The sequence below is a fragment of the Terrabacter sp. P5_B1 genome (assembly GCF_056400505.1).
On sequence record NZ_JBFULD010000207.1, the window covers coordinates 1 to 7,624 of the forward strand.

Here is a 7,624-nt window from a genome sequence, read left to right on the forward strand (position 1 = left end):
GCGTCACGCCGTCGCGTTCGTCGTCCCACGCGGCAGCGCTGATGCGCCAACCCTCGGCCGTGCGGATGAGCTGGATCGACTTCATGCCGCGCCCGGTGAACGGCACACCGTCCTGCAGGCCCGCCTTGGCATAGCTGCCGAACCAGTGCGCGATGTCGCCGAACACCTCGGTGCGGCCCCCGACCGACCACTCCCGGAAGTCCGTCAGCGACCCATCCGTCAACAACGCCTCGCGCGGCGCGATGAACTCCTCGACGGTCATGACGGACGGTTCCAGACCGCAGGTGCGCACGACGACCGCCCGTGGGACGAAGAGCGCGCGCAGCCCGGCCATCTGTTCCGAGCAGCCGGGCCCGGAGACGAACGCCCCGAAGAAGGCGTCGACCACCGATTCGATGGTTGACTCGTCACTGGCGGCGTCTCGGCGTCCAGACTCTGTCGTCACGTCACCACCGTAACGAGCACGGTCACGAGAGAGCCCACGTCCTCCCGCTCGAGAGTCCGGGTCCGAGAGTAGGGCTTGAGGTCGGCGGTGCGGCGGCCCATGCTGAGGGCCATGGGCGTCGTCGACTTCGAGCTCGAGCGCAGGATCCAGGCTCCACCGGGCGACGTCTTCGCGCGGCTCGCCGGGATCGAGGGCTACAACGAGTGGATGCCCGCGAAGGGCAGCATCAGGCGGCATACGCAGCAGACGTCGCCGGGAGAGCCGGCGTTGGGAACGACGTACGTCGACGAGACCCGCTTCGGTCCCACCCCCGGCGAGATCGTGGAGTTCGATGCGCCGCACACGTTGACCTACCACTGGTGGAGCGGCTCGAGGCCCGGCAAGCTCAAGACCGAGGGGTGGCCCGGCTACTCGTTGGAGGCCGCGCACGACGGCACGACGCTGGTGCGCCACCGCGCGAAGCTGCACACCTACGGCCTGTACCGGCTGGCCACGCCGGCACTGCGGTGGATGGCCCGGCGGGAGCGCACCGCCACCCTCGATGCGCTCCAGGCGTCGTTCGCCTCGACCGAGTGAGGGCGCCGACRCCACCTCTTCAGCGGGATCAGACCCGCGCTGGCAGCCGCGGGTCTAGCGTCAAGAGAGTCTCCGGTGGGCCGTCAGGCCACGGCTCACGATGCCGCGACACCATGAGAGGAAGCCCATGTCCGACAAGCAGAGCATCGACGCCCCGCACGAGCAGCGGCCCTTCAAGGCCCACGGGCACATGGATGTGGTCACGCTCGGTGACTTCACCCTCGGCCGTGGCGTGTTCGAGCCGGGCTGGCGCTGGTCCAACGACGTCAAGCCGATCGCCGGCACCGACTCCTGCCAGACCCACCACACCGGCATCTGCCTGTCCGGGAGGATGACCGTCCGTTTCGACGACGGCAGTGAGCTCGCGATCGGGCCCGGTGACGTCATGGACCTCGACCCCGGTCACGACGCGTGGACCGACGGCGACGAGCCGTGCCTGATGCTCGACACCGGCATCAAGGCGTATGCCAGGCCCGAGTGACCTCGGTCGCTCAGTACTCACCCTTGATGACGAAGTAGGAGCCCCGGATCGTCCCGGCCAGCTTCGACTTCTGTCGCGCGAACTTGAAGCGGGTGGCGAGCTCCTCCGGGACCTCCATCCCGTCGGACAGCTTGAAGCCGACCGCGCGTTTCCCGCCGTCCTCGATCGTGTACATCACGTTGATCGACAAGCCGGATTCGTAGAACACGTAAGCCATTCGGATCCCGTCGACCTCGAACGCCGTCGCCTCCAGCGGGCGGGAAGCGATGACGAGGTCGCGCTCGTCCTGAAGGATGCGATGCACCCAGTCGACGACCTCCGGGCTGTCTCCCGCAGGTTCGACGGTGAAGACGTGGGAGTACTTGTTGCCGAAGTAGCGAGCCTCGTTCGCTCTGAGCCCGGCCAGCGCCTCGGCGACCGGCGAGGACTCCAGCCCGACGGTTGAGACGTCGGTGAAGTCGACGACGTAGGACATGGCATACCTCCTGGGTCCGGGCTCTCGGCGCCACAGTAGCGACCCGGCCAGCTCCGCGTGCTCAGTCTCGAGGCATCTCGACGGTGCCCCGCCCCCCGCGCAGTCCGGGCACCAGCGCGGGGACGCGGGAGGCGTACTCGTCGTAGGACGGCCCGAACGTCCGGCGGAGGTCGCGCTCCTCGAACGCGATCCCGACGCCGATGTAGCCGGTGGCGGCGACGGCGAACAGCAGGTGGGGCGCGCTCATCCGAGGGGTGGCCCAGAAGGCGAGCACGAGCCCCGTCATCAACGGGTGCCGCACGATGGCGTAGAGCCCATCGACCTGCAGGTCGGAGGACGCGCCCGGGTCTCGGCTCGGCGCCCAGCCGGCCTGGCGGAGCCCGACGAGCTCGAGGTGGTCGACGGCGAAGGTCGCCGCGATCGCGAGGACCCAGCCGGTCGCGCACAGCGTCCAGAGCACCGCCGCAGGTGGGCCGTCGACGTGCCAGATCTGCTGGTCCCACGGTTGCCAGAGCGCCAGCAGCAGCGCGAGGCAGAGATTCGTGGCGAGGACGTAGGTGGTGCGCTCCAGCTCGACCGGGACGAGTCGACGGAGCCGGGCCTTGACCCCGCGACGTGCCATCACCGAGTGCTGGACGGCGAAGAGGAGCAGGAGCGACACGTCGGTGGTGACCGCCCAGAAGGTCGTCGTGCGCTGCGGGCACTTCACGCCTGGTGCGCGACGTACCAGACGGCCACCTGCGCGCGGGAGCTGAACCCGAGGCGCAGCCTGATCCGCTCCAGGTGCGACTCGGCCGACCGCTCGGAGATGCCCAGCCGCTCCGCGAGCTGGCGGTTCGTGAGGCCTCTGCGACGAGCGCCGCGACCTCCGTCTGGCGCGCGGTGAGCCCCGTCGGCACGGACCGCCGCAGCGGCGGCAGGCCGAGGAAGCGCCGCACCTGGTCGACCACGGACTGCGCGTCGCCGCTCGCCGGAAGGTGCGAGCGGCCATCGAGCTCAACGAGCTCCGCCCCGGGGATCGCCTGCGCGAGCATCCGGCCCCCGGCGGGCGGGGCGGCCCGGTCTCCTCGCCGGTGCAGCACGAGCGTCGGCGCCCGGACCCGCCGCAGGCTCGGCGACACGTCCAGCTCGTAGGCGAGCCGCAGGAGCGCGACCGCGGTGTCGGCCGACGAGGCAGCGCGTTGGTAGCGCGCGAGGCTCTGGCGGGTCCCGCCATCGGCCTCCGGGGCGAACAGCTCGGTGAGCACGTCCGAGCCCAGGCCCCAGTGGGTCGCCAGCAGGCCGAGCAGGTGGCGCCTGCTGTCCTCGTCGCCGAGCGAGCCCCCGGTGGCCCAGCCGCCGCAGAGCACGAGCCGCGAGACCGTCTCCGGTCGCTCGGCCGCCCACTGTGCGGCGACCGGTGCGCCCAGTGACCAGCCGAGGACGTCGAGGCGGTCGGCGCCCACCGCGTCGATGACGGCCGCGATCGTCGCGAGCTCGAGCGACATCGTGCGGGGACCCTCGTAGGCGTCGGACAGCCCGCACCCGGGACGGTCGTAGCGCACCAGGGTGCGCCCCGACGACAGCGCCTCGTGGAACATCCGCTCGGCGGGGATGGCCCACCCCATCTCGAGGTGGCTGAGCCAGCCCGGCACGACCAGCAGGTGCGGGCCGCTGCCCGTCAGGGCGTATGCCACTCCCTCTCCACTCGCGAGCGGTGCCCGTCCCAGGCGCTGCACTGTCACACCACCAGTGAACAGCCGAGTGGGTCAGCTGGTGATGTCCTTGCCCGCGAACCGGGCCCAGGCGAGCGAACCGAAGACGACGGCATACGCCAGGTCGACCCAGAGGCCCTGGCTGACGTTGTCCCAGAAGGGCGGGTCGCGGAGCAGGTCGCCGAACGCCATCCACTGGTCCACGAGGAGCCACGGATGCAGCCAGGCGATCTGCGGGACCGAGTCGGCGATCCACGACAGGATGGTGAAGATCATGAGCGCGACGGTGGCGGCCAGCGGCTGCTCGGTCAGCGTCGAGATGAACAGCCCCACGGCGCCGAGGGCCGCCAGCCCGGCAGCGATGTAGAGGCTGACGAGCACGACCCGCCAGACGGCCGTGCCGAACGGGATCTCGGTGCCGGACAGGGTCAGCATCGGACCGGTGCCGAAGAGGGCGATCCCGGCGACCGCGCCGGCGAGGACCACGACGGCCACCCCCCACAGCGCGCCGATCATGAGGGAGACGTACTTCGTGACGAGCAGCCGGGTGCGGCCCACCGGCACGGTCAGCAGGTAGCGGAGGGTCCCGAGGTTCGCCTCACCGGCCACCGCGTCCCCGGCGAGCATCGCGATGGCGAGGGGGAGGAAGAGGCCCAGCTCGACGCCGAGGGCAGCGAGCGGCACGAACAGCCCGTTCGAGGTGATGGAGGACAGGAAGTCCGGCCCCCGCCCTTCGCGGGGCGACGAGATCCGGACCGCGACCGCGATGAGGACGGGCACCGCGGCCAGGACGAGCAGTCCCATCTGGTTGCGCCGGCGGCCGGCGATGAGGCGCAGCTCGGACCGCAGGAGGCGTGTGGACAGCCGCCGCCTCGGGCGCGCGCCGGCCCGGCCGGTCAGGGCAGGGGTGTCGGTGAGGACCGGCTCAGTCGCTGACATCGAAGCCCTCCCCGGTCAGGGACAGGAAGAGGTCCTCGAGGCTCGGACTGGTCACGGTGAACTCCTTGACGCCGACGCCGCCGTCGACGAGCGCTGCGACGATCTTCTCCGGCGCGATGCCGTCCGGTGCCCCGCGGACCCCGCCGGGCACCGCCTCGACGCCGCTGAGGCCGAGCTGCGTCATGATCTCCGCCGCGGCGGAGGGCTGTTCGGTCAGGACCCGCGCCGTCGGGGCCGCCCCGCCGCGCACCTCCGAGACGGAGCCCTGGGCGACGAGCCGACCGTCTCGCATGACGCCGAGATGCGTGCACATCTGCTCCACCTCGGACAGCAGGTGGCTCGAGACGAAGACCGTCGTGCCATCCGACGCCAGCGACGCGACGAGGTGGCGCACCTCGCGAGTTCCTTGCGGGTCAAGGCCGTTCGTCGGCTCGTCGAGCACGAGCAGCTCTCGGGGCATGAGCAGCGCGGCGGCGATGGCCAGCCGCTGGCGCATGCCCAGCGAGTAGGCGCGGTAGCGCTTGCCCGCGGCTGCCAGCAGCCCCACCCGATCGAGCGCGGCGTCGATGCGCTGGCTGGCGGTCCGCGGGTCCGCGGTGAGGTCGGCAGCGTCGAGCCGCTGGAGGTTGGCCCGGCCGGACAGGTAGGGATGGAAGGCAGGGCCCTCGACGAGGGATCCGACGCGGGGCAGCACGGCTTGGCCACCCTGCGGGATCCGTTCGCCCAGAAGGCTGCTCGTGCCGGCGGAGGGTCGCACGAGACCGAGCAGCATCCGGATCGTCGTCGTCTTGCCCGAGCCGTTCGGCCCGAGGAAGCCGTACACCGAGCCCCGGGGCACGACGAGGTCGATCGCGTCCACCGCGGCCCGGGCGCCGAAGCGCTTCGTCAGCCTCCGGGACGCGATCGCGAGATCGGGCCGTTCGGTCGCATCGCTCCCACCGCTCCCTGGGCCGGACGTCCGTACCGCTTCGAGTGGTCGGGTCACTTCGCCRCCAGGGCGCGGTAGAGCTGGTCCGGCGCGACGGCTCCGACGGCGACCCGGCCGTCGTCCGTCAGGATGACCGAGAACAGGGTGCCCTCGAGGACGTGCCCGCGGCCCCAGGTCCCCGACGTGGCGGGAAGGGCCTTGAGTATGCCGTTCAGCTGCGCCGCGCTGTCAGCCACCGAACCGCCCGCGCCCTTGTGCGAGGTCGACGGGGAGGTCGGGAGGACGAACGGGGCCACGACGACCGTGCTCCACCCGGATCCGACGATCCTCGGGGATGTCGACGCCTTGGGCGTGGCGCCGGGCGAGGGCGCGATCCGGGTCGGCTCGATGTTGGTGCTGGTGCTGGTGCTGGTGCTGGTGCCAGTGCCGTCGGGGCGCGGAGTCGCAGCGTCGGACTGGGTGACCGTCGTGCCGGCCGGCGGTGTGAACGCGAACTGCCGGGCGTCGGGCTTGGCGAAGTCGACGGCGGTGAAGCCGACCTCGAACGCCGGGTTCGTCCGCTTCGTCGAGTAGACCTGGACGCGCAGCGGGACGTGCTCCTGGCTGTCGATGGCGATCCGCACGGATCCGACGAGGGTGGTCCTGTCCTTCGGCGTGAGGACCAGCTCGTAGACGGAGCGGCCCGCGACCGACGCCGTGCTCGACGTCGTGACGGCGGTGTCCTTGCCCATCGCGGCGAGAGCCGCGGCAGCCGCCTCGTCCGGGGTGCGGGGGACGCCGGACGGGAGCGGGCCCGGGACTCCGCTCGCGGGCTTGTTGGGCAGGCGCTTGCCGGTCGCGCCGGCGCGCGCCTGGTCGGCGTCCAGCCTGTGGTGCACCGCGGACTTGTCCGCGCTGGACCACAGCCAGACGTCGGCGCCGTTGTGGATGACGTCGGACTCGCCGTTGCCGCCGATGAGGGCGAGCCGCTGGCGAGTGGGGCCGTCGAGCCAGATCCGCCACGTGTGCGTGCCGGAGACGAGCGAGGTCATCGAGCTGGATCCCGAGCCTGGCTGCCCCGGGCCGGCGAGGCCCGGGATCTCGGGCAGACCGAGGTCCGAGGTCTGCACCACGGTCCCGGACAGGCTCGAGACGTTGGCCGTCCGGACGTCGGCGAGCAGCTGGGCAGCGGTGCGCGACGGCAGTCCGCTGTCGGCGTTGGCCGTCTGGTTGACGGTCAGGGCCACGGCGCCGATGACACCCACCGCCGCGACGGGCAGCGCCCAACGGGTCCGGGGATGGTCGAGGAAGATGCTCATGACTCCATCGTGCGTCCCGGCTGCTGAGAGCGCCCTGAGACCGCGCAGCCGCGAGGAGCCGCACGTCGTCCTGACCCCGTGGCATCGTGGCAGTGTGCGGGTGCTGCTGGTGGAGGACGAGGCCCGGATGGCCGCCGCCGTCGTGCGCGGGCTGAGCGCCGAGGGGTTCGTCGTCGACCACGTCGCGGACGGGCAGGCTGGTCTCGAGGAGGCGCGGTTCGGCGCCTACGACGTCGTCGTCCTCGACATCATGCTGCCGCGGATGTCCGGCTACACGGTCGTCAAGACGCTTCGGGCCGAGCACAACTGGGTGCCGGTGCTCCTCCTCACCGCGAAGGACGGGGAGTACGACGAGGCCGACGGACTGGACTACGGCGCGGACGACTACCTGACCAAGCCGTTCTCCTTCGTCGTCCTCGTGGCCCGGCTCCGGGCCCTGGTGCGCCGCGACCCGGCGCCGCGTCCGACGGTCCTCGAGGCTGCCGGGGTGGTCCTCGACCCGGCGGCGCACCGTGTCGAGGTCGACGGCTCGGAGATCTCGCTGGCACCCCGGGAGTTCCTGCTCCTGGAGCACCTCCTGCGTGCGCATCCCGCCGTCGTCCCCAAGGAGGACCTCCTCCTCAAGGTCTGGGGGGATCTCGATGACGCCAATGTCGTCGAGGTCTACGTCGGCTACCTGCGTCGCAAGCTGGGCAGGACGCGGATCGAGACGGTACGCGGCGTCGGCTACCGGATGGCGACGTGACCGGCGGGGCCGACGGGGCCGACGGGGCCGGCGGGGCCGGCGG

At 71.7% G+C, this 7,624-nt stretch carries 10 protein-coding genes and 1 pseudogene; 3 read left to right on the forward strand and 8 right to left on the reverse strand.

The window, feature by feature from the left end; genetic code table 11:
* The coding region (locus tag AC1DP0_RS14625) for a DUF4440 domain-containing protein (RefSeq protein ID WP_478085282.1) at positions 1-445 on the reverse strand (445 nt) is incomplete at its 3' end.
* Positions 446-556: 111 nt separating this feature from the next.
* Between AC1DP0_RS14625 and AC1DP0_RS14630 the strand changes: the two genes are divergently transcribed.
* Both AC1DP0_RS14630 and AC1DP0_RS14635 read left to right on the forward strand, forming a co-directional pair.
* A complete protein-coding gene (locus tag AC1DP0_RS14630) occupies positions 557-1,021 on the forward strand; it encodes an SRPBCC family protein (RefSeq protein WP_478085285.1) in 465 nt (154 codons plus the stop codon).
* Between the two features lie 127 nt (positions 1,022-1,148).
* A complete protein-coding gene (locus AC1DP0_RS14635) occupies positions 1,149-1,502 on the forward strand; it encodes a cupin domain-containing protein (RefSeq protein ID WP_478085288.1) in 354 nt (117 codons plus the stop codon).
* 10 nt (positions 1,503-1,512) lie between these two features.
* Here the strand turns inward: AC1DP0_RS14635 and AC1DP0_RS14640 are convergent, their stop codons facing one another.
* The 7 genes and pseudogenes from AC1DP0_RS14640 to AC1DP0_RS14670 form a co-directional block, all read right to left on the reverse strand.
* On the reverse strand, positions 1,513-1,977 hold the full coding sequence (locus AC1DP0_RS14640) for a phage tail protein (RefSeq protein WP_478085290.1): 465 nt from the start codon (positions 1,975-1,977) through the stop codon (positions 1,513-1,515).
* A 61-nt stretch (positions 1,978-2,038) separates the two neighbouring features.
* Positions 2,039-2,686 carry a methyltransferase family protein gene (locus AC1DP0_RS14645; protein ID WP_478085293.1) on the reverse strand — a complete coding sequence of 216 codons (648 nt, stop codon included), beginning with the start codon at positions 2,684-2,686 and terminating at the stop codon, positions 2,039-2,041.
* Complete coding sequence (locus tag AC1DP0_RS14650) at positions 2,683-2,793, reverse strand: hypothetical protein (RefSeq protein WP_478085304.1); 111 nt, start codon at positions 2,791-2,793, stop codon at positions 2,683-2,685. Before AC1DP0_RS14650 ends, AC1DP0_RS14645 begins: the two co-directional genes overlap by 4 nt.
* Before the next feature lie 167 nt (positions 2,794-2,960).
* Positions 2,961-3,584: pseudogene (locus AC1DP0_RS14655) on the reverse strand (alpha/beta fold hydrolase); the annotation flags it as partial.
* 141 nt (positions 3,585-3,725) lie between these two features.
* Complete coding sequence (locus AC1DP0_RS14660) at positions 3,726-4,610, reverse strand: ABC transporter permease (RefSeq protein ID WP_478085296.1); 885 nt, start codon at positions 4,608-4,610, stop codon at positions 3,726-3,728.
* On the reverse strand, positions 4,597-5,514 hold the full coding sequence (locus AC1DP0_RS14665) for an ABC transporter ATP-binding protein (RefSeq protein ID WP_478085307.1): 918 nt from the start codon (positions 5,512-5,514) through the stop codon (positions 4,597-4,599). Before AC1DP0_RS14665 ends, AC1DP0_RS14660 begins: the two co-directional genes overlap by 14 nt.
* A gap of 77 nt (positions 5,515-5,591) precedes the next feature.
* Positions 5,592-6,836: a LolA family protein gene (locus tag AC1DP0_RS14670; RefSeq protein WP_478085301.1), complete on the reverse strand. Its 1,245-nt coding sequence runs from the start codon at positions 6,834-6,836 to the stop codon at positions 5,592-5,594.
* A 94-nt stretch (positions 6,837-6,930) separates the two neighbouring features.
* Here AC1DP0_RS14670 and AC1DP0_RS14675 point away from each other — a divergent pair, with 94 nt between their 5' ends.
* On the forward strand, positions 6,931-7,581 hold the full coding sequence (locus AC1DP0_RS14675; RefSeq protein WP_478085309.1) for a response regulator transcription factor: 651 nt from the start codon (positions 6,931-6,933) through the stop codon (positions 7,579-7,581).
* Positions 7,582-7,624: the final 43 nt, after the last annotated feature.